Below are 26,087 nucleotides of genomic sequence, written 5' to 3' on the forward strand. Positions count from 1 at the left end.
TTGACCTTTGTCCACATATTACGCGAATGAACACAGATTACTTTCCTGTGGAAGTCACTGTTATAGCGTTGATTATGTTCCACATAGCTAGCTAAAAAGGACTATCCCCCTTTGCAACGGGGGATTAATTTATCAGCAACCCTCAGTTCAAACGCTTCAGGGGGATTGACCTTTGTCCACATATTACGCGAATGAACACAGATTACTTTCCTGTGGAAGTCACTGTTATAGCGTTGATTATGTGCCACATAACTAGCTAAAAAGGATTATCCCCCTTAGAAAAGGGGGATTAATTTTATCAACAGCCCTCAGCTCAAACGCCTCAGGGGGATTGAATCATCGCCCTTCCGACCTCCCAATTTCATGACTAATGTCATTGCCTTTTATTAGGTACTGCGCTTGCTGAAAACAAAATAATTTCTACCTTAGTGCTTGATCGTTAAAGAGCTCAAGAGCTTTCGAAGCTTGGCTTAAATCGATTATGTAGACCAGGATGGCAAGACGTGATGTGAAGCTGTCTTTTATAATACCAAACCTAATATTGTCAGAACGCTTAAGATATCAAATAGCCATAAGTCTTGTTAAAGGCATTGGTCCCAAGTTGGCACGTAACCTGGTGGCCTATGTGGGCAACGAGCAGGATGTATTTGCCCAAAGTACACGGGCTTTGGCAAAGATACCCGGTATTGGTGCAGGGCTTGCCTCCACCATTAAGTCGGCCGATGTGCTGGCACGAGCCGATCGCGAGCTCGACTTTATTAGTAAGCACGACATTAGCACCCTCTATTTTACCGATAATAATTATCCCACACGACTCAGCTTCTGCGATGATGCCCCCATTCTTCTTTACACCAAGGGTACACACGACTTAAATCAACGTAAAGTGATTGGTATCGTGGGCACGCGCAAGGCTTCTGAAGATGCGCGCCTCAACTGCGAGCGCCTGGTGGAAGGGCTGGCGCAACGGCATCCTGATACTTTGGTGGTGAGTGGCTTGGCCTATGGTGTTGATGTGTGTGCTCACCGTGCTGCCTTAAAGCAAGGTCTGCCTACATTGGGCGTACTGGCGCACGGGCTTGACCGCATCTATCCGCCCTTGCATCGCAATATTGCTAAAGAAATGCTTGTGAATGGAGGGCTCATTACTGAGTTTATGTCTGTTACACAGCCCGATCGACCCAACTTTGTGCGCCGTAACCGCATCGTGGCCGGACTGGTGGATGCCTTGGTAATGGTGGAATCGCCCATCAAGGGAGGTGCCATTATCACGGCGCGCATCGCACAGTCTTACAGTCGTGATGTGCTGGCCTTCCCGGGGAAGGCTAATGAGGAGCTGGCCAAGGGAGGTAATTACCTCATAAAAAAGAATATTGCCGCCCTGATAGAGGATGTGGAGGATTTGGAGTATGCCCTGGGATGGGAAGGCACTACAGGGGTAGTTACGCAGCAGAGGACCTTATTTCCCAGCTTTAAAAATGAGGATGAAGAAAAATTATATATGATTTTGCGTGAGCATAAAGAATTGACGGCTAATGAGCTGTGTGTGAAGAGTGGCCTGCCCGTGAGCAAAGTAAGTGCCTCCATGCTGGCCCTGGAGTTTGCGGGGCTGGTAAAATGCCTGCCCGGCAATGCCTTTAAGTTTATACCATGAGTGATAAAAGTTAGTGCTTATGGCAGAATGTTTTGTGTAAGAAAAATGAACTTTTATGTAAAAAATCCGATGATTGGGCAAACAAAATGCTAGAAGCTGCGTACAAACATACTGGACTAGAAAAAAGAGTAAAAAAACTTAACATAGGGACATGAGCGTAAATACCCGAGCGTTAATTCATTATATCATTAAAGGTAGGATGGCAGTTTTACTGTGCATTCTTGTGTTGTTAGGAGTAGGTGGACAGAATACCTTTGCGCAGGTGGAGGCTTGTGCAGGTGGAGTTCTGCAGCTGGGTGATACATTTGATGAAATGGTGCCTCCGCCGGTAAATGGCCATCGGGATAAAGGCTATTGGACCGCTAGTCCAAGCTTAACTTTTTCAAATTCAAATGATCCCAATGCCATTGTATCAGGTTTTGTTCGGGGTGTGACCTATAGCATTATCTGGCATCATCAGGGGGGGAAAGATTATGAGTTAACCGTTGTTGTGTCTAAAGATGCTAATGTTGATAATTGGAAGTTGCTTAATGAAGATGATAACACGGACGATGTTGTTTTATGTGAAAAAGAGAAGTATGATTTTTATGTACCCTGGGATGGTGATTTGTGGACAGAAACCGTTGAGTTTTGGGTGACGCATGATGCAGACGGTTCTTCGGAAGCTTGGGGAGATGCTGGTAATTGGTTTGGTAAGGCAAGTACAATAAAGCCTAGCGAATATGATGATCAGGATTTGATATGGGCGCTCGTAAATGACCATGATGGATGTCAGATTAAAACGAATGAGATTAGAATATCCAGTGTTGCAGCCACCGAAGTGCGTGTGCAAGGCGGTATATCGGTGTGTCAGACATCAGTGGTGGATTTGAACCTGGTACTTGAGGTAATTCCTTTTGATCCGGTTAACTACGAGTATCAGTGGTATAAAGATGGTATAGAGTTGTCGGGAGAAGAAGGTGGTACTTATCCGATCACTGAAGAAGGTAGTTATCATGTGGTTGTTGAAGGTTGCGATCGCGAGATCGTGTCTAATGTGGTAACGGTAACCGAGGACCTTTTGCCCGAGGCGGTGATTGATGGAAATCATATTTGCGAGAATCCTGAAGGTCAAAATGCCACGCTTACCAGTTCTGTTTCAGGAGGCGATATAGGCACTTATACCATGGAATGGGTGCGCAATGGTGTTTCGGATGCTACTATGGGGAATGCAGGAACGGCAACGACTAATGCAGTTGGCTCATACCAGTTAAAGCTTGTTTCTGCTACCGATGATCAGTGCTATCGACTGTCTAATGAGTTCATTGTAGAAGCAGTAAGTCCTGTCGTTAATGTTTTTGATGCCATTCAACCGGGCTTATGCCTGACGGAGTACACGCCTGAGATTAGTCGACAGTTTAGCGGGGGTAATGGTGCTCCATTTGTGTATACATTGCGTGAATTAGGCCAAGGCGATCGCGACCTGACTGCAAATAATGACTTATTACAAACAACTAGTCTAGGCGGCACACGCACTGCTTCCACCACCATTCAATTGGTGAATGTGACTGATGCCAATGGTTGCATGGCATCAGGATTACCCTTGGAGGCGGTTTTCAATTTCACACCTTCCCTTGCTCCTGTGGTAAAAACAATTAGCGGTATTGATGTGTGTGCACCGGCTTCTACAACAGTGACTTGTCCGCTTGCTGAGAAAGATGTGGTATATTACCTGGCCAAAGATGACGTAGAAGTACCCGCAAGCCGACAGACAGGAGACGGTGCTACGGATCTAAGCTGGACCGTGAGCGATCCGGGTACCTATACCGTATATGCTGTTGATCCTTGTGATGGAGCGCTTGTGTTAATGGCTGATCAGGTGATGGTTAGCACAATACCCCTTGAGCAAACCATGACACAGCTTACCGGTGATGGCTGCTCCAATGTTACGCATGTATTCGGCTTGGATGATTCTGAACTAGGTGTTAGCTATACTTTATATAGAGATGGTAATGCTGGACAGGAAATAGCCGGTACTAGCGATCCGATAAACTTCGATGGCGTAAGTGATGTGGGTACCTATACGATCTATGCAAAACGAGGAGCCTGTGAACGATTGATGGATGGATCCTTTGCAGTAAAGGCGGCGCCTGATGTGGTAGGCATCACTATGGTAGGTAGCGATGGCTGCTCTAATGAGCTTAAGAACATTGGTATCAGTGCCAATCAGACCGGGGTGACGTATGAGCTTATTCTGGATGGCGACACAAGTGCGCCGGTAAAGACTATAGTTGGTGATGGCACTGCGGGTGACAAAAATTTCTTTGCCACGCCAACACAGTTGGCGGCCGGTGTTTATACAGTATTGGCCACTGCTCCCAATGCTTGTGAGGCACTCGTAACTGGGGTTATTACCATCAGCCCTGAGCCCACTGACCTTCCATTTGTTGGCGGCGTAGTGTGTGGCAGCGGTGATATTAGTATTCCCAACGCGCAAGCCGGCGTTACCTATACCTTATATTTTAATAACGGCACCGGAGAGATTCAACATCCCAGCTATACGCCTGTAACACCCATAAGTGATGGAACAACTGTTTCATTTAACGGCTTGAATGCGCCGGGTACATATCGCGTGTATGCTGAATCAGGTATTTGTGACCGATTTCTGAGCCGCACTCTGATAGTGGAACGCACACCGCAAACGCAGACCGTAACAGTGCCCGATGCAGAGTATTGTGCTGATGAACCGGGGGTTGAAATAGACTTAGCCAATACCGAAAACGGTGTTGAGTATGTGCTGATTGACGATACAGGTGCCGATGTAGCTGCCATAACTGGTGATGGCACAGCCCGTTCTTTTATCAATGTTAAAGAAGGTATCTATTCAGTGGAAGCACGATCCTCCGGCGGTGCATGTGTTGTGGTTTTAGCCGATAATATTACCATTAACGAAAATGCCTTGCCCACCCCTGAGATTGATAACCTACCCAATGATTTCTGTGAAGATCAGGAGGCTATTACTTTATTTGGACGGCCACGTAATGATGGCGGCTCATGGGCAGGACAGGGTATCACTGATAATAATGATGGTACGGCCAGTTTCGATCCCGGTGCAGTAAGCATGTCAGGCGCCAGTTACAATATCACCTATACCTACGTGGATGGCAATGGCTGTTCTAATACTATCATAGAGCAGGCTACCGTGCACGCCAACGCCATTGATGGTACTACTTTACAGATATTATTGCCTGACGGCTCAGTACCGGATCTGGATTATTGCGAAGATTCGCCAGTCATCACACTGAAAGCTGTTTATAAGGGTACTGATATAATTACCAACGAAGCCGTGTTCTCCGGAAATGGAGTCACTGATGGTGGTGATGGCACCGCTACGTTTTCACCGGCTGCTGCCGGGCTGGGAAGCCACACAATACGATTGGATTATGTAGATGCACCCACCAACTGTGAGGGTTTCACTACACTGACTGTTCAAGTAGGAACGGCGCTGTCGCTCGTGAACCCTTTCCCCACTTCTTTCTGTAGTAGTGATAATGCCAAGTATCGCCTGGCAGGTCTCGTGGAAGGAGCCGTGCCACCGGCCGGCACCACAACTTTTGAGATTTGGGACGATGCCGATAAGGCTATTTCACCGGCATACCCCAACGATGATTTCGATTTTGTACCCGCCGACTTCTTCCTTGCCAATGGAGCTGGTGATTACCAGCTGGTGTTTAATTATAACGTGGGTAGCTGTGTGAATCGTCTGATTATGGACTTTAGCATTTATGAATCGCTAGATCCATCGATACTGATTGATAACGGTTCGGGACAAACCAACTTCTGTTACGAGCATGGTGCTGTTAGTCTCAAGCCGGTCAGTACTATACCCTCCGGTGCCATCGTTAGTTTTAAGGGCAATGGCGTAGCCCATATCGACACTGCTGAAGCAGTTTTCTCAACCAATAGTGACAACATTGTTTATGCGCCCGCTAGCAACCCAATTACCTTAACTATTGATAACCATGGTTGTGTCACTGATAGAACGAGAAATATTACCGTTACTAAGGTAGAGACAATTATTGTTGATTTATTAACAGACTATTGTACCAACGATGTACCTCAAACCATCAAGGCAGATAAGGGTATTGCCGAGGTAAAAGCTACGTTTACCGCTGAGAAGAACGGAAATCTTGTGAAAGATTTCCTAAAAGATAATGGGGATAACACGGCCACTATTGATCCATCGGTAGGAGAAGGTAACTATGTGGTTACCATGACTTATAAGCAGTTGAGTGATGGTTGTACAGCAGTGGTTCAGCAAAATGTAAGGGTACACCTGGCGCAGCCGGTAACTTTTACCGGAGTGGTTGATGGACAGAAAATCTGCCGTGCCTCAGCACCCATTGATCTGACGGGTACCATGCCGGATATCGATGGTGATGGAACACCCGATGGTGTTGGTAACTTCTTAGAAATCACAGGTCTGACCAATACCGGTTCCGATACCAATGGCAATGCCATTAATGCAGATGATGGAAAGGCTGTGCTTAATCCATCTGCTATGTTACCAGGAACTTATACTATCCGCTACGAGTATTTGAGTGATCCGGGAAGCTGTTTTACCTATTACGAAAAAGAAATTGTTATTGTCGATTCTCCTTCTGATATTTTCAATATTACTGTCAATGAAGTAGTTGGCGGTGATGCATCATATTGTATTGACGATGATCCTAAAGATAAAGGTGTTATAATTGGTTTGGATGGTTCCAATACCGATGTAACTTATGAGTTATTACTCGGTGGCGCCCCGCTTGATCCGGTTGTTGAGGTGCAAGGAGACGGTGGTGCCATAGAGTTTGGTAGACAATCTGTTGAAGGCACTTACACAGTGCGTGCCAAGGTGGGCGCTTGCGATGCCATCATGACGGGCAGTGTTACTGTTGAACAGTATGAACTAATCTTGCAAGCCACTAACATTACCCACAACGTATGTAAAGACGATAAAGAAGGTGCGCTTACCTTAAAGGCATCGGGTGGCAGCGGTAACTATGAGTACCGAAATGAATCTGCCGCAACATCAACCTGGACCGCTACCCCAAGCTTTACCGGTTTGGCAGCAGGTACTTACGAATTCTCGGTGCGTGACTTGGCACCATCAGCCTGTGAGAAATTAGACGCCATCACGGTTGAGATTAAAGAGCCGGCCACGGCCCTAACGGTGGTGGAAGACGAAGCGCAACGTATTAATGTGGGCTGCGTACCTTGCTCTGCTGGTGGAACTTGCGAAGGAAGTGCGACTATTGTGGTGAGTGGAGGAACACCGTTTACCGGCGATGAACTGGGTACTTATCCAACAGCTTATAAAATTACCTGGCCCGATCGTCAGAATGGTTTGACAGCTAATGGTTTGGCTGCCGGAACTTATGGCGTGACAGTGGAAGATGCCAATGGTTGTGTTGAAACTATTAATATAATAATTGAAAATAATGATCCGCTGAATATTATCGAATACGATGTGGCAGCCAATCATATAGACAATAATTGTTACGATGGTGCCGCCGGAGAATTTATGGTGAAGGCGACAGGTGGTTCGGGTGAGTATATGTTCAGTCTGGATGGAGATAATTATGTTAATAGTAATCAGCCTGATCAAACGCTGCACCTGTTCACTGGCCTGGCAGCCGGTGACTATACCATTTATGTGCAGGACAAAAATTATACACGATGTACATTTGACAATGCAACGCAGGTAACAATTACAGAACCAGCCGCTCCACTGAGTCTGACCGAAACAGCTAATGTTCAGGTGAGTTGTAGTGGTGGTGCCGATGGTAGTTTCACCGTACAAGCGGCCGGAGGAAATGGAACTTATGAATTCTCGTTGGTGAATCCGGCTGTAGATAACTCACAGTGGCAGGCTGCTACTAATGCTCCCAATGAACTGGTGGTGAGTGGCTTATCAGTTGGAAGCTATTCGGTGTGGGTAAGAGATGCTAAGCCTGAAGCACAGACTTGTACGCCGGCCACTATTGTAGTAACTGTTACTGAGGCTGTTGCCTTAAGCTTTAATGCCCCGGTTGTTGTTAATCCTTCGTGTTACAATAATACTGATGGGAAAGTGGTGCTTTCAGGCGCAGGAGGAAGTGGTAATTATGTTTACTCGATAAATGATGGAACGGGTGCTTCGCCGTGGCAGGCTAGTAATACATTTAAGGGACTGCGTGCCGGAGTGACTTACACATTTAGCATCGCGGAAGCTGCCCAGCAAAACACATGCAATAAGTTAGATATATTGTCAGTTACTTTAACTGAGCCAAGTGATTTCACAACAAGTGAAGTTGTTACTGAACATAAAGATGTTAGCTGCTTTGGTGGTAACGATGGAAGTTTCACCGTAGCAACCACGGGTGGTGAGGGCATAATCGAGTACTACTTGACTGACGGTACCAACGAAATTAGAGGTTGGGATCCAAATCCGGTTTTCGAAAATTTAAGTGTTGGCACTTACCAAGTGTCGGTGCGTGATCGCGGAACGACATCGGCTGACTTCTGTGAGAAAACAAATGTTTTGTCGGTGGTAATTCAGCAGCCGACTGCCGGATTGAGCATCACATCAGAAGTGGTGACACCTGCCACTTGTCATGGTTCGGCCACAGGTGCTATTGCCATCACGGTTGACGGGGGTACACCTGATTACAGTTACCAGTGGCATAACATTGATACCAACACACCGGTGTCTCCGGCAAACGGCGGAGAGACAGCCAATGCAATTAACTTAGTAGCTGGTAATTACCGAGTTACCATTACCGATGCAAACGAATGTGATATAACATCACCGATTTACACCATAACTGAGAACACGGCCATCAATGTAAGTCTGGATGCTTACACCGATGTAACATGTTACGATGCGGCCGATGGTACAATAACCATCAGTGCATCAGGAGGTTCAGGTGCTTACCGTTATTCAATCGATGGTGGTGCTTGGGAAGGTGGCCCGGCAACCAGCTATACCTTTACCGGTGTTGATGCAGGCATGCATGTGATAATGGTAGAAGACATGAATGTGGCGGGTTGTATTGGGGTTAATACTGTTCAACAGAATATTACGCAGCCTTCGCAGTTGTCACTCTCAGCTACGGTAACTCCTGTAAGCTGTAATGGCTTAGCCGATGGAAGTATTACCATTAGCCCGAGCGGCCGTGCAGCGATTACCGATTATGAATTTTATTGTAATGAGTTCGGAACGTGGCAGACTTCGCCGACTTTCAGTGGCTTGGTAGCCGGTACTTATCATTTCAAGGTGCGTGATAAAATTACGCAAACTTGTGAATCTGTATTAACGGGTCCTTATGTAGTTAGTGAGCCCGATGAGTTTACAACTACAGTGACTATTCAGGATGTTACTTGCAAGGGAGGCACTGATGGTCAGTTGACTTTTGCAACTTTACCGGCCAATGGCGTTTATGAATATTCCATCAATGGTGGTGCATGGCAGACGACTCCTGTAGAAGGTTTGCCCGCCGGCGTTTACCAGATTCAGGTAAGAGATGTGAACACAACTTGTGTGAAGAATTTGCCCGATGCCGTTATTAGTGAACCGGGCAATGCCTTGGTTATTGATAATGTGATAACTACTGATGTTGATTGTCACGGCTCAGCTACCGGTGCCGTTGAGGTAAGCGTAAGTGGAGGTAGTGGAGTTTATACTTATCAGTGGCGAAATATGTCAACGGGTATCGATGTACTGCCTGCCAATCAGGGCGATCGGGCCAAAGCCATTGATCTGCCGGCCGGCGATTACCGGGTGACCATTACCGATGATAGCGGATGTAGTTTACCATCACCTGTTTACACGATTACTCAGCCTAATGAATTAACTGCCACTTATACAGTAAGTCATATCTCTGTGGTAGGTTTAACCGATGGTCAGATTGTGGTGGCTAATCCTCCAACTGGAGGCACCGCCCCTTATACAATCACCTGGAATGATGGTAATACCCTGTGGACCAGGGATAACCTAACTGACGATACTTATCGCTTCACAGTTACTGATGCAAAAGGTTGTGAATTTACTCAAGATGTGGAGGTGTTTGCCAATCAAGCACTTGACTTATCCGTGGTATCCAATAGCATTAACTGTTTTAGGGCGAAGACCGGTATTTTGGATCTGACCATTTCGGGGGGAACATCCGATTATACGATAAATTGGTCGGGAACACTTTATGATAATACTGTGGTTTCGGGCACGCAAAGTACAGCAGCCAACAATCTGGAGATTAAAGATTTGTTTGCCGGTGTTTACTCTGTTACGGTAACGGATGCCAAAGGGGTAAGTCTGACGAAAACAAAAGTTGAAATCAAACAGCCTGCCGAGTTAACAATAAGTAAGGACGCACAAAGCGATATTTCTTGCTATGGCCAGGCCAATGGACAGATAAGCGTTACATTAAGCGGCCACGATGCTGCTGCTATGCCCAACTACAACATGAGTTGGAGCGGTCCCGGTGGTTATGCCGATGCCGGAGCTGTTAAGGATGTGAGTAATCAAAATAATTTATCGCTGGCTGGTGACTACACCGTAACGGTAAACTATAACAGCACTTGTGCTGTAAGTGAAACTTTTACTATCAATGCACCAACAGAAATTGTGGCTACCTATACCGAAACGCATATTTCTGCAGCGGGTGCCAGCGATGGAAAGATTGTAGTGGATGTACCAAGCGGTGGTGTAGGCCCTTATACGATTACCTGGGCAGACGGAGCTGCCTTTGATGGACAATGGACGCGAAGCGGCTTAGCGCCAAAGGATTATAGCTTTACCATCAAGGATGCTACGGGATGTACAAACAACTATACAGCTACTATTCTTGGTGTGAAAGCCCTTGACTTTACAGCAACTCCAACACCGATAAATTGTTTTGGCGATGCGGAAGGTATTATCGCCTTGCTTATTAAAGGAGGTGTGGCACCTTTTGATGTGCAGTGGGATGCTGTGTTGTACGATGGTTCAACAGCCAGCGACAGTCATACAAATATTACGAGCAACTACGAGCTGAAGAATTTACAAGCCGGTAAGTATCAGGTCACGATTACCGATGCCAACGGAGCTACCTTGTCGAAGCCTGTGGAGGTGAAGCAGCCCAATGAATTGCTTATTAATATCTTGCAGGTAAAAGATATCTCTTGTGCCGGCGAAGCGGATGGACATATTCAGGTGGAGCTGGCCGGACATGATGCCGGCGATATGAATAATTACACCTTGACCTGGATAGGTCCGGGAGGCTTCTCGGCAAGCGGTACACCTGCCGATGCTAATCCTATTACCAACCAGGAAGATTTAGCATTACCGGGTACTTATACGATAACTGCTAATTACAATAATTCATGCTATGTATCTGATTCCTATGTTATCGCTGAGCCTACCCCGATTGAGGTTACGCATACGGTGAAGCAAATATCCGTGGTAGGCGGTACCGATGGTCGTATTGTTGTAAATAAACCATCGGGTGGCACACCGGGGTATACAATTACCTGGGCAGACGATGCTGCTTTTGATAATGTATGGACACGTGATAACCTTGCTAAAGGTACTTATACTTATACTGTTACCGATCAATCTAATTGCGAGCTTACACAAGTAATTGAAATCAATGAGCTAAGTGCCCTTAATTTCTCTGCTACGGCCAATGCAATTAATTGTTACGGAGCTAATACCGGACGAATTGCTTTACTCATTAGTGGAGGTGAAGCACCTTATCAAATTTCATGGGAGGGTGTTCAGTTTGATAATCAGGTAGTGAGTGATGTGGCCACCACCCCCGATGTTAATTTCGAGATAAGTGATTTGTATGCCGGCGATTATACGGTGCGCGTACGTGATAACAAGGGTATCGAAGTATCGCAGGTTTTGACCGTGGTACAGCCCAATGAATTGATCATCAATCTGTCACCCAGCAATATCTCTTGTTTCGGTGAGGCGGATGGTGCTGTTTTAGCCACTGTTACACACGGCGCTAACAATGTTGATAATTATTCAATTGCGTGGAGTGGTCCTGCCGGCTATAGCCGCAGCGGAATCGTAAAGACGCATGCCCAAATTACTGACCTTGCACGCCAAGGTGTTTATCAGGCTACTGTAAATTATAACGGATCCTGCTCGCACAGCGAATCGGTGTATGTCAATGAACCTGAGGATATTGAAATCACTCTGGAGAGCGTAACAGAAGTGTCGTGCCATGGCGGTAGCGATGGGGCGCTAGTTGTTGCAGCTTCAGGTGGTGCCGACTTTAGCTATCAGTGGTACAAGTGGAATGCAGGAAGTGGAGCATTCGAAGCATTGAGCGAAACCGGCACATCGATTTCAGACAAGTCTGCCGGACGATACAAGGTCGAAGCTATCTTAGCGTCAACGGGATGTGTGGGAGAGCTTGAGTGTAAGATTCCTCAGCCCGATGCCCTTGCCGTTAAGGTTACACCGGTTAATATTACCGGCTGTAATGGCGACGATAGCGGTGAATTGCAAATTACGATTACAGGGGGTACGCAGCCTTACCGTTATAACTATGGTACCGGCGATATTGCACTACCTGTGGGTACGTCAAGTGCTGAGATTACCAAACTAACGGCCGGTTTCTATAATGTGGTGGTTACCGATGCCAAAGGTTGTGTTACAGCGGTGAATAATACACTCATCAATCAGCCCAATGCCTTACAGATAAATGTAATTAAGGAATCAATCAGTTGTGTTGAAGGCGGTGCCGGATGGCCTGATGGTGAGCTTGTAGTGGAAATCAGTGGAGGTCGTATTCTTACGATGGATCATAATTACCTGATTACGCTGGAAGCCGCTAATCATAGCGATGTGGTTCGAAGAATTGTGAATCCAAACGGCGCAACGCATACCGAAACATTTGATAATTTGTCTGCCGACAGTTACACACTGAAGGTTTATGATGAGAATTCCACAGATCCAGCGTATTGCGTTCAGTCCTACGATTTTGTACTGGAGCCCATTAGTGTTAGCGTAAATGTGGGTAATGCAAGCTGTGAGGGAGTGTCCGATGGTAGCATTACTGACATCACTATTAGTGGTGCAAGCAAAGACTACACTTATAATTGGTCATCACCCGATGGCGGCCTCGGACTGGATAATAGCACGCTTAATCAGGATGGCTTATCAGTAGGTACTTATGAGCTTACTATAGCGGATCCTAATCGTAATGCATGTTCCGTAACCGAGACTTATGTGGTGGGCTATGACAAAGTGCTGGTAATTGAGGGTACTACCTACGATGTTGAGTGCTATGGTGATGCTTCCGGTGCTATCACACTGGATGTTGCCGGAGTAGGTGCCAATCCTGTTTATTATTGGACGGGTCCCGGCATCACAGCAGCCAATGAAAATAATAAAGATCAGGCAGGACTGGTAGCCGGTGACTATACCGTATTAGTATCCGACGCATCGACCGGTATGGCATGTACGGCCTCGCGCACCTTCACGGTGAAAGAGCCTGCTGCTCCGCTTAGCTTTAATGTTAATTACGAGATTACGGCTTGCGATCCTTACATCCGCACACTGGTGTTGAGCAATATAAAAGGGGGTAGCGGCAATCCTGATCCTGCCTTCGGCGATTTCACCTATCATGTGGCCGGACCGGGTAATGCCATCCAGGATGTGACTGACTATCGTCGCTTTAAGGTGACCAAGGGTGGCCTTTATACCGTAAAAATTGTTGATAAGAACAATTGCGAAACCAGTCATACCATAACAATTCCTGAAGAAATTGCGATTAATCCGGTTATTACCGATGTAAAATGTAATGGCGGTCAAACGGGAGGTATCTCGGTTAACCTGACAGGTGGAAGTAGTAAGTTTGCTTATAGCTGGACGAAGACGGATGATGGAGCATTTACCGCTTCAACACCGACTATCAGTAATCTGTTTGCCGGTGAGTATGTTCTTGAGGTAACTGATTTGGATGAGAATGAAGGTGGAACCAATTGCATCCGCACTTATACTTTCCAGGTGAAGGAGCCACTGCCAATAATGATCAGCGATGATGATAAGGGGCATGTGACTTGTAATGGCGATGCCGATGGCTATATCAACCTGGATATCCAGGGAGGCGTTGCGCCATATACCTATAGCTGGTCGCCTGTTTCCGGCGGTATCGTGCAAGGGCAGAAGAATCAGAGTGGCCTTGTAGGGGGTACTTACACTATTACAGTGGTGGGTGCCAATGGCTGTACGGCTCAAAAAGATATTATCATCAATGAAGATGCACCATTGGATGGTGTTATCAAGCTTACAGATACAAATTGCGATGGAAGCAACGGAGCCCTTGCCTTAACACCTTCCGGTGGATCAGGTAACTACCTCTATAGCTGGAGTTCTGTGGATGGTAATCCGGCCAATATTGTTAAGGGTCAGAAAGATCAGAACGACCTTACCGGGGGTACTTACAATGTGGTGATTACCGATGCCGACCCGGCCAAGTCAAGTTGTCAGACTACTCTGTCTGCTACTTTAACCAAGGCCATTACCATGAGTAATATCGATGTGCAGCCTGTTTCGTGCCGTGGCAATGACGATGGCAGCATATCTTTTGATGTGAATGGTGGCGATGGTACTTATACTTACCAGTGGTCAACAGCCGACGGCAATGCAACGGCTCTTACGCCGGGTGCCCGCAACCAGAAAGGCCTATCGCCGGGTACTTACACCGTTACCATTACCGATGGCAGAACAGCCGGTGGTGTGAATTGTGCTATCACACGTGATTTTGTTATTGAGGCATCAACCGGACTTAATGTTAATGTTGCTATTGTGGATATTGATTGCCATGGAGAAGAAGCAGGTGCTTTAACTGCTGTGGTAACAGGGGGAAGTGGCGATTATAGCTTCAGCTGGAATGAAGGTGCTTATACCACAAATGAAATATCAGCTTTGTCGGCCGGGGTTTACACCTTGGTGGTAAATGATAATATACTAGGTTGTACTTATGTAGGTTCTTATACTATAAAAGAGCCTCTACAGGAAATTAGAATTGATGCTGTTAATATTACAGATGTACTGTGTCATGGAGAGCTAACGGGAGAAATAGATATACAGGTTTCCGGCGGCACAGCTCCATATAATTATATATGGACAGGTCCGGGTAATCCTTCGGGCAATAATCCTTCCGGATTAGCAGCGGGTACTTATTCGGTAACCATACAAGATGCCAAAGGCTGTACATTGCCTTCGGGTAATATTGTGATTGAACAACCGGCATCGCACGTAAGCGTTTCTAATCCGCAGATTACCGATGTCTCGGTAACGGGTGGCAACAACGGCCAGGTACAGATGGATGTGACGGGTGGTGTGGCACCTTACGAATTTGCATGGTACGATGCAGCCGATACACAGGTTAGTACAACGAATCCGGCTGCCGGGCTTAGTTCAGGAACCTACCGGGTGGTAGTAACCGACGATAATAACTGTAGCTTTGAATATACAGGTATTAAGGTGGTTGAGCCGGGTGAGCATCTTGGATTCGAAAAGACGGTGCATCAGGTTAGTCCATGTAATGGGGCCGATAATGGTGAGTTACACATCAATCGTGTGTATGGCGGATTCCCAATTGCCGGTAGTCATTATCGCATACAGGTAACAGGCCCGGGTGTGGCACAGGATGTAAATGCTACTTCGCTGCACCTGACAAATCTGGCCGCCGGTAATTACCGCGTTATCATCACCGATGATGTTGGTACTACGGTGCAGGAAGACATCGAAATTACACAATATCCCGGCTTAACGATTTCAACTACTGTTGCCAGTCAGGTTGACTGCTACGGTACTTCAACGGGTGTGATTGAAGGAACAGTAAGCGGAGGAAAGGTTAATGATGCAGGTAACTACCGAGTTGAAATAATTAATGAAAAAGGCTACTTTGATTCCCAGAACGTGGCTCAGACGCCGGGTACCTTTACCTTTAACAATCTGCCGGCTGGCAATTATACCATAACAGCATATGATTATGCCGGTAATTTTGATACGCAATCACCTACACGTGGTAATTGTAATGCTTTGGATCAGCAAGTCATTATACAACCTGAAGCAGAAGTGGTATTTAGTTCTGCCGACGGATCGTCAAAGATCTGTATGGGTGAAGATTTCAATATGGTGTTGACCACCAGTAATTGGGATTTCGCTGTTGACGGAAGCCTGGGCGTTACTCTTTATGATGGTACTACCTATTGGGTAGAAACGGTTAATAAAACACCATATCCGGTAACGGTTACACCTTCGATGAGCCGTACCTACCGGATTACCAAAGTGGTCGATCCGGCCGATGCGAATTGTTTGAAAGGAACCGGAAACGGACAGGTGCAACTGGTGGTTAACCCCTTGCCAACAGCCAACATATCCGGGCCTTCTGAAGTTTGTGAGGAGGGTACCGTTCAGTTGAGCGTAAGTCTGACTGGTGTGGCACCATGGATCGTTACCTGGATCGATGAAAATAATGGTACTTCAGATACCGATACGGTGGATATTTCGCCAATGATCATAACTGATATGCCTGTAGTTGATGCTCGTTACCGTGTGCTTTCGGTAGCCGATGCCAACACTTGTTCAAATGGTGGCGATGGTGTGGTTGAAGTGACTGTGAATGCTAAGCCAGGTGTAACTTTAACCGGAAGTACGGATATTTGTAAGGGTGGTTCAGCTACCTTAGATATAGAATTTACCAATACGGCCTATCCTTACACAATAAGTTACGAGGCTAACGGTAACCCAAATACAATGGTGGTTTCGCCAAGTGTCGGCACAACATATAATTGGATGGTTTCACCACGCGAAACAACAACATATAAGATCACAGGCGTAACAGATGTCAATGGTTGTACAATGAATATGGGTTCTACCATTTCGGCGGTGGTTACGGTTAATAATTTGCCGGGTACTATAAATGTCATCAACAGCACGGATGATTCCGATGGAGTTTGTCAGTCGCAAACAGGCGTTGTTTATACAATTGATGCTGTAAGTGATGCCAATGGCGGTTATGTATGGACAGCACCGGCCGGTAGTTCAATCGTATCGGGTAATGGAACCACTTCTGTGGTGCTCGATTTTGATCCTGACTTTGCCGGCGGATACCTGGAAGTATATGCCACCAATGCCTGTGGCAATGGCGATATAACACAGCGCTGGATTCCTGCCAAGCATCTGCCCGATGCTGTTGGACCTATCACGGCCTCTGCCACAGAATTCTGTCAGGGAACAGCAGGGATTACCTTTAGCGTGAGCCCCGTGGCCGACGCCACTTCTTATCGCTGGGAGCTGCCCGCCGGATTCATTATACGGGGTACTGCCGATGCAGCCTCTATTATTGTGGATTTGGATCCAATGCTGGATCGTATAAGTGCTGATGTTAAAGTAACGCCCATCAATGCCTGTGGCGAAGGACCCAATGCTGCCGTTCTGGGGGTAGAGGTTTATCCGCTGCCATCGGCCAACGCCGGTATGGACGATCATATTTGTGGCAATAGCTACATCTTGAAGGCTACCGATCCGGCAACCATCAACGGCAACTGGTCGGGGCGCTGGGAGGTAATTGCCGGACAGGCGACGATCAGTGATGCTACTGCCCACAATGCCACACTAAGCAATATGAGCCGTGGCGATGTGGTGCTACGCTGGACCGTGACCAATAATGTGGCCGGTGGTTTGAATAACTGTAGCGCAGCTGATGAAGTAACCATCCGTAACAATACCTTGTCGGTATCGATAAATCCTGAGGCCAACAATGTTTGTGATGGTACCCTTCGTTTGAGCGGTACAAGCCTGAGCAATCCCTCGGTTACCGGTGGCTGGGTAGCGGTTCATCCAGTGGGTTCATCCGCCGTGTTTAGCGATGCTACACAGGCCAATACCACGGTAACTAACTTACCTGCCGGATTGAATCGTTTCCGCTGGACATTGATGCAGAACGGATGCGAGAGTTTTGCCGAAGTGGAAGTGATCAACAACGAGGGATCTGATGCCATTATCAACAATGGCCTGAGCCTTGATGTATGCGACAGCGAAGTGGAGCTAAGTGCTGTTGAGCCGCTTGTGGGTAAGGGACGCTGGAGCCTGGTGAGTGGTTCGGGTGTGATTGCTTCGCCTGATCAGCCGGTAACACAAATAAGCAAGTTGCAGAAAGGCGCCAATCAATTTAAGTACACAGTGGAAAATAATGGTTGTTCCAAGTCAGCAACCATCACCGTATATAATAATCAGCTGGATGTGGATGCCGGGGATGCCTTCACACAATGTGGCGACACCTACACATTGAAAGCAAGTGAGGTACCTGCCGATGCCAGCGGACAGTGGTCCATCCCATTGGGTATGGGAACTGGTGTTTTTGATGATGCTACCAGCCCCGAGGCTATCGTTAGTGGACTGGCTAAAGGGGATAACACCCTTGAGTGGTCCGTTACCAAAAGGGGTTGTGTAAGTCGCGATCGTGTTGTAATTACCAATAATGCCGCTACAACAGCAACTGTTGGCGCACATCAGGAGTTGTGTGCCTACGAAACAGTGCTCACAGGAAATCGTCCTGCAATAGACGAAGGAGAGACCGCCTTCTGGTCGGTGATTAAGGGAGCCGGTACTTTTGATGATGTAACAGCGCATGATAGCCGTGTAAGCGGTCTTGCTCATGGTGAAAATATCTTCCGTTGGACGATTAACCGGGGTAATTGTAGCTCTTCAGCCGATCTTATTGTACTGAATAAGCACGTAGATGTATTTGCCGGTAAAGACACCATTATTTGTCGCAAAACCGTGAGTTTGAATGCTACACCTCCGCAAGAAGGAGATGTGGGTGAGTGGTCGCTGATGTCAGGTGTTGGAGGGGGTACCTTTAAGCCCGAGGATATAAACAATCCGCAAATACTCATGGGCGGTCTTGATTATGGTAAGAACGGTTTTGTGTGGACAATCGATCACGATGGGTGTAAATCCTCTGATGAAGTATATGTTTATAACAACAACCCGTATTATGTGGATGCCAACGGCGATAAGCGTGAGATTTCTGCCGGAGATCCTATCTTTATCACAGGAACCGAAGTGGTTATGGTGGCCGATCAGCCGGCTGTAGGATCCGGTGTTTGGTCCCTGGTATCGGGTGGTGGTATTATTGAGTCGCCCGATAAAGGAGGTACACGTATTACCGACCTGCGCAGTGGTGTTAGTGTTTTCCGCTGGACAGTAAGTAACAGTATTTGTGCCTACTCATCGGACGTAACCATTACCAATGGTGCTATTGAGCAAGCCAATGCCGGACGTGATAATTTCACTTGTGATGGCACTGTTAAGTTGGCAGCCAACGAGCCGATTACAGCTCTTGGAGAATGGAGCGTGATTGAAGGTGCAGGAAAATTCGAGGACAAAACCAAGTTTAACACAATGGTAATTGACCTGGATAAAGGGGAAAACAAATTTATGTGGACCCTTTACAACGGTAGTGCACAATCGAAAGATATTGTGGTGATTACCAATAACGAGGTGGCTCAGGCCAAGGCAGGTCAGGATAAGACCATCTGTAATACCGATGAGTTTGAGCTTAGTGCGGTGGCGCCCGAAGTGGGTCGTGGAACCGTTGAATGGAGTGTGGTGAGTGGTAGTGGAGTATTCGATAAGGCTGACTCGCCCTCGACTTATGTTCGGGGCTTGAGCCAGGGCGTGAATGAGCTTAAATATCGTATATCGCTCGATAAGTGTTACAGCGAGGCCTACGTGTCCATCACCAATAATACGCCAACGGCACCTGATGCCGGTGATGATCTGACAATTTGTACTGATTCAGTTCTTTTACTGCCCAATACACCGGCCTTTGGTGAGGGAGAGTGGAGTGTGCTGAGCGGTCATGCCGACCCGGCATCACTGGAGAAGGACTGGGCTAAGAAGCTCGCACCGGGCGAAAACGTGTTGGTATGGACCATCAATAACAATGGTTGTGAGCTGACTGACTCGGTAAGTATCATCAATAATGAGCCGGCTGTGGCTTATGCGGGTGAGGACATCCTAAATGGCTTATGCGTTGACCATACCCTTTTAAATGCATCAGCACCCCTATCAGGCCGTGGTATTGGATCGTGGGAACGCATCTCCGGTTCGGGCGATGTGGTTGATCCTTATGATCCCAAGTCGGAGGTTATTAATCTTGGGGTTGGAGTTAACCGTTTCCGTTGGACCGTTGATAATGGCGGTTGTAAGTCGATGGATGAAGTGAATATTGCCAATAATTACCTGGAGACGGATGCCGGTGTGGATCAGATACTATGTGCTGATACTGCTACTTTGAAAGCTACTTCCACCTTCCCCGGAAAAGGAAGCTGGAGTGTGAAGGCCGGTGCCGGAACCGCCACCTTCGATGATTTGAACAATCCTTTTACCAAGGTGCGTAACCTGGAGCTTGGCGATAATGTACTGATCTGGACCATTAATTATGGCGGGTGTTCAGCTGTTAGTGAGGTGGTGATCACCAATGACAAGCCCACCGTAGCCTTTGCTGGTGATAACCAGAATTTGTGTGAGAAAAACAGCACAACCCTAAGAGGTAATCATCCCTCAGTGGGTAAGGGTGTGTGGTCAGTACTTAATGGTTCGGCAGTGATTAGCAATGATACAGATCCGATGTCACAAATCTCAGACCTGGCCTTTGGCGATAATTACTTCCGATGGACCATCACCAATAATGAATGTGAGTCGGTATCGGATGTTCGGGTCAGCTATAACCGCATCGAAGCCAATGCCGGAAGCGATGAACCGATCTGTGAAGATTACTATCAGTTGTCGGCCAATACGGCACATCCGGGTGTGGGTACCTGGAGTGTAGCTGGTGGCAGCGGACAGGCAATCTTCGAAGATATCAACAGTCCAACCACCAGGGTATCTAACCTGGCCAAAGGAGTGAATGTACTCAAGTGGCATATCGATTACAGAGGTTGTGAGACCACCTCGGAGGTGCGTATTACCAATAATGCACCCAGCGAGTCCTATGCCGGTAATTTGCAGGAGGGGTGCGAAGACCATACATTGCTGGATGCTACCGTTCCATCGCCGGGTACCGGACGATGGGAAGTATTGATGGGATCGGGTACCTTGCAGGATGAGACCAATGCCAAAACAGCGGTTTCTGGCTTGTCGAAAGGGGAGAACGTATTCCGTTGGGTAGTGAGCAATGGCATCTGCGAATCGGTGGATGAAGTGCGTGTTGTGAATAATGCACCATCAGTGCCCTATGCCGGTGCCGATGATGAGTCGTGTTACAACGATTATCAGTTAAAAGCCGAGCAACCTCTCCACGGACAGGGCTTATGGACTATTGAGCAGGGCGGTGGTAATTTTACCGATCCAACAAGTCCCACTGCAAGCATTCGTAATATGAGTCCTGGCGTGAACATCTTCAAGTGGACTTTAACAAAAGGACAATGTGATTTAAGCCATAGCGTAACCATTACCAACAATGCTGCCGATCAGGCGCAGGCTGGTCCGGATATTACCGATTGTAAGGATTGGGCCGAGCTGGATGCCAATATTCCTAAGGATGGTTTGGGAGAAGGACAATGGTCGCTGGTATCGGGTAAGGGAGATTTTGATAATGCCGCTGATCCTAAGTCGGTAATACGTAACCTGGGCTTTGGCGAAAATATTCTCATGTGGAGCATTATTAAAGGTAACTGCTTCACTTCCGATCAGCTTATCGTGTTTAACAAAGTACCGGATCAGGCTGAGGCAGGCGATAATAGAGCCACCTGTGAGGATTATATAGTGCTGAATGCCAACGATCCGGTGGATGGTAGCGGTACCTGGTCAGTGGTGAGTGGTAAGGGTGTCTTTGAAGATGAGCACAAGCATAATACCATGGTGACCGGTATGGGACTGGGTGAGAATGTGTATAAATGGACCATTGCTTATGGCGATTGTACCACCGAGGATATGGTGACGATCAGCAGTGCCAAAGCTACAGCCTATGCCGGCGAAGATGATGTTACTTATGAGCCTGAGTATTTGCTTCAAGCTGCCAATGCGGGCTCGCAAGATGCGCTATGGACTGTAATAGCCGGTAGTGGTACCTTCGACGATGCTACCTTCTTTAATACTACTGTACGCGATTTGGCACCCGGTAAAAATACCTTCCGATGGAGCATTACCACAGGTGACTGTGAGGTATACGACGAAGTAACCATTGATTATAAAGAAGTACCTGACGCCGGATTTATAGTGGATAAAGAAGAAGGGTGTTTCCCGCATAAGGTCAAGTTTACCAATTATTCCGTAGGAGGTGATGATTTTACCTGGGACTTTGGTGATGGTGTTTCATCTACCGTTCGCAGCCCAAGTCATACTTATGAGCAGGCCGGTATTTACACCGCGGCATTAACCGTCGCCGGCCCTGATGGGCAGGATGCCGTGTTTACGCAGCGTATCATTGTGCATGACCATCCGGTAGCCGATTTCACGGTGGGGCCTGAAGTTGTCTATATCCCTGAGGATGAAATTCGCTGTCATGATATGTCCATCGATGCCATCCGCTGGTTCTGGGACTTTGGCGACGGTAATAGCTCCGAGGAGCGCAATCCTTCGCATACTTATAGCGATGGTGGCGTTTATGACATTACGCTTAGAGTGGAGAATGCCTTGGGCTGTGAGAGTAGCCTGACAAAAGAAGAGGCGGTGACGGCAGAATTAAGCGGTTTTGTAGCCTTTCCAACAGCCTTCCGACCTCGACCCGGTGGCAGTGGCAATACGGGTAATTTGGGCGATCGTAGCGATGCTATATTCAAACCACAGCACCGCGATGTAGCTACCTTCCATATTCAGGTATTTAACCGTTGGGGACAGATGATTTTTGAGTCTCACAACATTGATGAGGGATGGAACGGTAACTTCAAGGGTAAGTTGGCACCACAAGCTGTATATGTTTATAAGGCAGCGGGTACTTTCACCAACGGTCGTGAGTTTAACAAAGCAGGAAGTATATTATTAGTGAGATAAATCCAGTATGATAAAGAGCGTTAATACCAATCGGATATATAAGTTTATTAAGGGATGCCTTGTAGTCGTGGCTTGCTTGCTTGCAGGCAAAGCTGCGGCACAGGATGTATCCTTCTCACAGATGTATGCTACTCCCCTGTATCTTAGTCCTTCGTTCACGGGGCTGAGTGACGGAACCCGTGCCAGTATGACCTATCGCGATCAGTGGCCCGGTCTTTCACGTGCCTTCCGCTCTTATGCCATATCGGCCGATCATTTTTTTGACGATTACAACAGTGGAGTGGGCATCATGTTGCTGCGCGACGACAGCGGACAGGGTGCCATTGTGCAGCAAAGTATCAGTGCTTTATACGCCTATGAAATTGAGGTAGCACGTGATATTTTTGTGCGTCCGGGAATTGAGTTTGCCTATCGGGAGCGTAATCTGGATCTTATCAATGCCATTTTTCCTTCCGATCAGGATGCTAATGGCGGCAGCACACCGGGCGGGAGCTCTGGCAATGGAGAGTATAATCACAAACAATTTGATGCCGCCGCATCCGCCATGATCTACAGTAGCAATTTCTGGTTGGGCGCAGCCGTGCATAACCTGGTGAAGAGCGATATTAGCACTACTGACCTGGAAACGCATCACCCCATTAAAACATCATTGTACGGGGGATATAAATTTCACTATAATCAACGATCTCGACGTAATAACGATCAGAGTCTTACCCTGGCCTTTAATTACCGTATGCAGCAAAATTTCAATCAGCTCGATATTGGTACATACTGGTACATCAATCCCATTGAATTAGGACTGTGGTATCGGGGACTTCCTTTCGCCTCCAGTGGTGGCCTCGTTAATCACGATGGCTTGATCTTTATTATGGGTATCAATGTGGGGCCTGCCCGAATTGCCTATAGTTACGACTGGACATTATCCGAATTAAGTGGTTACAGCAATGGGGCCAATGAGCTTTCATTAATCTTTCGTTTCAATAAAGGTTTTAAAAAGCGTAGCTCAAGAGGAGCAATTCCTTGCAGTGCGCCTGGCATTGGTGGTTCAGGATCGAAGTATCGACGACGTACGCGTTCTTTCTTTTAGTGTCTTAACTAATGCTCGTGTTTTTTGGCAGAAAATGTTGTAAGGGCAGCCTGTAGTCATCATGTTTAGCTCATTTCAGGCTGGTTCACATTAGGATTGAAGTGAAGGCTTAACGCGCTGTTCGAAGGATGCTATAAAAAATATTTGTTAATACCGTGCTTGATTATTGTTAGGACACATATTTTTGACTATCGGAAACTAAACCACGCTCATTTCTTCGGCTATATCGCTGACTAATAAATACTGTCTGTTTTTTGTTAGAGCATGCCGATTTGATTAACCTTAGACAAGTTTTGATAAAGCCTGATGCAGGCGTGATGGCTTAAGTAAAAAAAAGTTGCAAATATTTTTATATGTAGGGTAATCACCTATATTTGTTGTCCGTAAAATCTTAGTTAAATATATCACAAGTAAAGTATGAAACAATTATCAACAGTGTTGAACGGCGTATTGCTAATTGCGGTTATTATATTATTTGTATTACATTTTACCGGTTCTGGATCAAAGCAGCCCCAGGTAGTCGCAGGTAATGAAACGGGCGGAGATGCGTATTCGGTAGCTTATATAAATACTGACTCATTGCTGCTTAACTATAGCTATGCTAAAGAGGTGAATGAACAATTGATGAGTAAGGAAGAAGCCTCTCGTGCGGATTTCAATGGCAAAGCCAAGGTTTTTCGTCAGGATGCAGTTGAGTTTCAGCGTAAACTTCAGAATAACGGTTTTTTAAGCATGGAACGCGCACAAAAAGAACAACAGCGCTTGGCCAAAGCCGAGCAGGATTTGGCGCAGTTGAATCAACAACTTACCAATGAGCTGATGCAAGAGCAGGATAAGTTGAATCGCCAGTTACGCGATACCCTTATTAACTACCTGGAGATTTACACGCAAACCAAGCCCTATAAGGTGATTTTAAGTAATACACTGGGTGATAATGTGCTTTATGGCGCTGATGGTGTTGATATCACAGGTGAGATTGTGGACGCTTTAAATGCACGCCACAAAGCAGCAACAAAATAATACAGTATAAAAACTATAAGGGGGCAGAGGTCGGTGGACTTCTGCCCTTTTTTTATTGATGGATAAACTGTTTACAAAATACTTTAATAAGCACGGACTTAACTTCGCAGATGCCCCTGTTGAAGGAGAGCTAAAAGTGGTGGTGCCGGTTTACCTCGAAGAGGATGCCTTACCCGATCTTTTGCAAAGTCTGCAGGCGGCGGCCAAGCATTACGCTCAGCCGGTTGAACTCATCCTTGTTTTTAATTATGCCACCCTGGCCGATGCCCTTGTTAAGGAACGGCAGCATCGCCTGATGGCCGAAGTGCAGGGGTATTTTTCACCAGCGAGTGGTCATCTGAATATCCGTTGCCTTACCGCCTTTGACATACCTAAAAAGCATGCAGGTGTGGGATACGCCCGTAAAGTGGGAATGGATTATGCTGCCTGGTCTTTCTACCAGCAGGGTAAGGGCAAAGGAATTATTGCATCACTGGATGCCGATTGCCATGTGGAACCGAATTATTTTAGCGCGCTCACATCAGCTTTTCAGGACACAAGTATGAATGCCTGTAGTATTTACTTTGAGCATCCGTTGGAGGGAAGTTGCGGTGCTGCTGTGTATGCCGCCATCGCCGAGTATGAGTTGCATCTGCGTTATTATGTGCAGGCATTGCGCAATGCCGGTTTTCCCTTGGCTTATCACACTGTAGGCTCATGTTTTGCCGTACGTAGCAATGCTTATGTAAGGGCAGGAGGGATGCCTCGTAAACAAGCCGGTGAAGATTTTTATTTTTTGCAAAAAGTGATTCAGCAAGGTGGTTTCTGTGATTTAAATACCACTACGGTATATCCTTCATCACGCCCATCGGACCGTGTTCCCTTTGGCACAGGACCCTCGGTCAAAGGCATTGTAAGGTCAGGGGAGGAATATGCTACTTATAATCTACAGGCTTTTTTGGATTTAAAGGATTTCTTACAGATTAAAGATGAGCTTTACACCCTTGATGAAGATCAGTACGAGGCTTTCACTTACCAACTGAGCGGTCGTATTCGCAGTTACCTACTGAATTCCGATTTTTTTAGGGCTTTAAAGCCAGTGAAGGAGAACTGTGCTTCATTAGCGGTCTTTAAGAAGCGTTTTTATGAGGTTTTTAACGCTTTTCGGGTGGTTCGCTACCTCAATTATGTACACCGGCATTTTGTTGATAAAATGCCGGTGTTTGATGCTGCGCTAAGCCTCTATGAACAGCAGCGTGGCATAATGCTGGATGTGTTTGATGCCGGTGCCCTTTTGCAGGCATACCGGCAACTGGAAAAAAAGGAGTGTTAAGCCC

Annotated in this window: 5 protein-coding genes; all 5 read left to right on the plus strand. The window is 46.8% G+C overall.

The window, feature by feature from the left end:
* Positions 1–493: 493 nt before the first annotated feature.
* The 5 genes from ACRD7A_RS15500 (at position 494) to ACRD7A_RS15520 (ending at position 26,083) form a co-directional block, all read left to right on the plus strand.
* Positions 494–1,651: a DNA-processing protein DprA gene (locus tag ACRD7A_RS15500; RefSeq protein WP_430812045.1), complete on the plus strand. Its 1,158-nt coding sequence runs from the start codon at positions 494–496 to the stop codon at positions 1,649–1,651.
* Between the two features lie 199 nt (positions 1,652–1,850).
* Positions 1,851–22,664, plus strand: coding sequence for a PKD domain-containing protein (locus ACRD7A_RS15505; protein ID WP_430812046.1), 20,814 nt, complete (start codon positions 1,851–1,853; stop codon positions 22,662–22,664).
* A 7-nt stretch (positions 22,665–22,671) separates the two neighbouring features.
* A complete protein-coding gene (locus ACRD7A_RS15510; RefSeq protein WP_430812047.1) occupies positions 22,672–23,751 on the plus strand; it encodes a PorP/SprF family type IX secretion system membrane protein in 1,080 nt (359 codons plus the stop codon).
* Between the two features lie 417 nt (positions 23,752–24,168).
* Positions 24,169–24,771: an OmpH/Skp family outer membrane protein gene (locus ACRD7A_RS15515; RefSeq protein WP_430812048.1), complete on the plus strand. Its 603-nt coding sequence runs from the start codon at positions 24,169–24,171 to the stop codon at positions 24,769–24,771.
* A 58-nt stretch (positions 24,772–24,829) separates the two neighbouring features.
* Positions 24,830–26,083 (plus strand): glycosyltransferase family 2 protein, encoded by a 1,254-nt coding sequence (locus tag ACRD7A_RS15520; protein ID WP_430812049.1) that lies wholly within the window; start codon positions 24,830–24,832, stop codon positions 26,081–26,083.
* Positions 26,084–26,087 lie beyond the last annotated feature (4 nt).

The sequence above is a fragment of the Carboxylicivirga longa genome, assembly GCF_050589825.1.
GTDB lineage: Bacteria > Bacteroidota > Bacteroidia > Bacteroidales > Marinilabiliaceae > Carboxylicivirga > Carboxylicivirga longa.

Excerpts from the sequence above, each read along its gene's own strand:
- ACRD7A_RS15515 (WP_430812048.1), top strand. The coding sequence starts at position 24,169 with ATGAAACAATTATCAACAGTGTTGAACGGCGTATTGCTAATTGCGGTT.
- ACRD7A_RS15520 (WP_430812049.1), top strand. The coding sequence starts at position 24,830 with ATGGATAAACTGTTTACAAAATACTTTAATAAGCACGGACTTAACTTC.
- ACRD7A_RS15505 (WP_430812046.1), top strand. The coding sequence starts at position 1,851 with ATGGCAGTTTTACTGTGCATTCTTGTGTTGTTAGGAGTAGGTGGACAG.
- ACRD7A_RS15510 (WP_430812047.1), top strand. The coding sequence starts at position 22,672 with ATGATAAAGAGCGTTAATACCAATCGGATATATAAGTTTATTAAGGGA.
- ACRD7A_RS15500 (WP_430812045.1), top strand. The coding sequence starts at position 494 with ATGGCAAGACGTGATGTGAAGCTGTCTTTTATAATACCAAACCTAATA.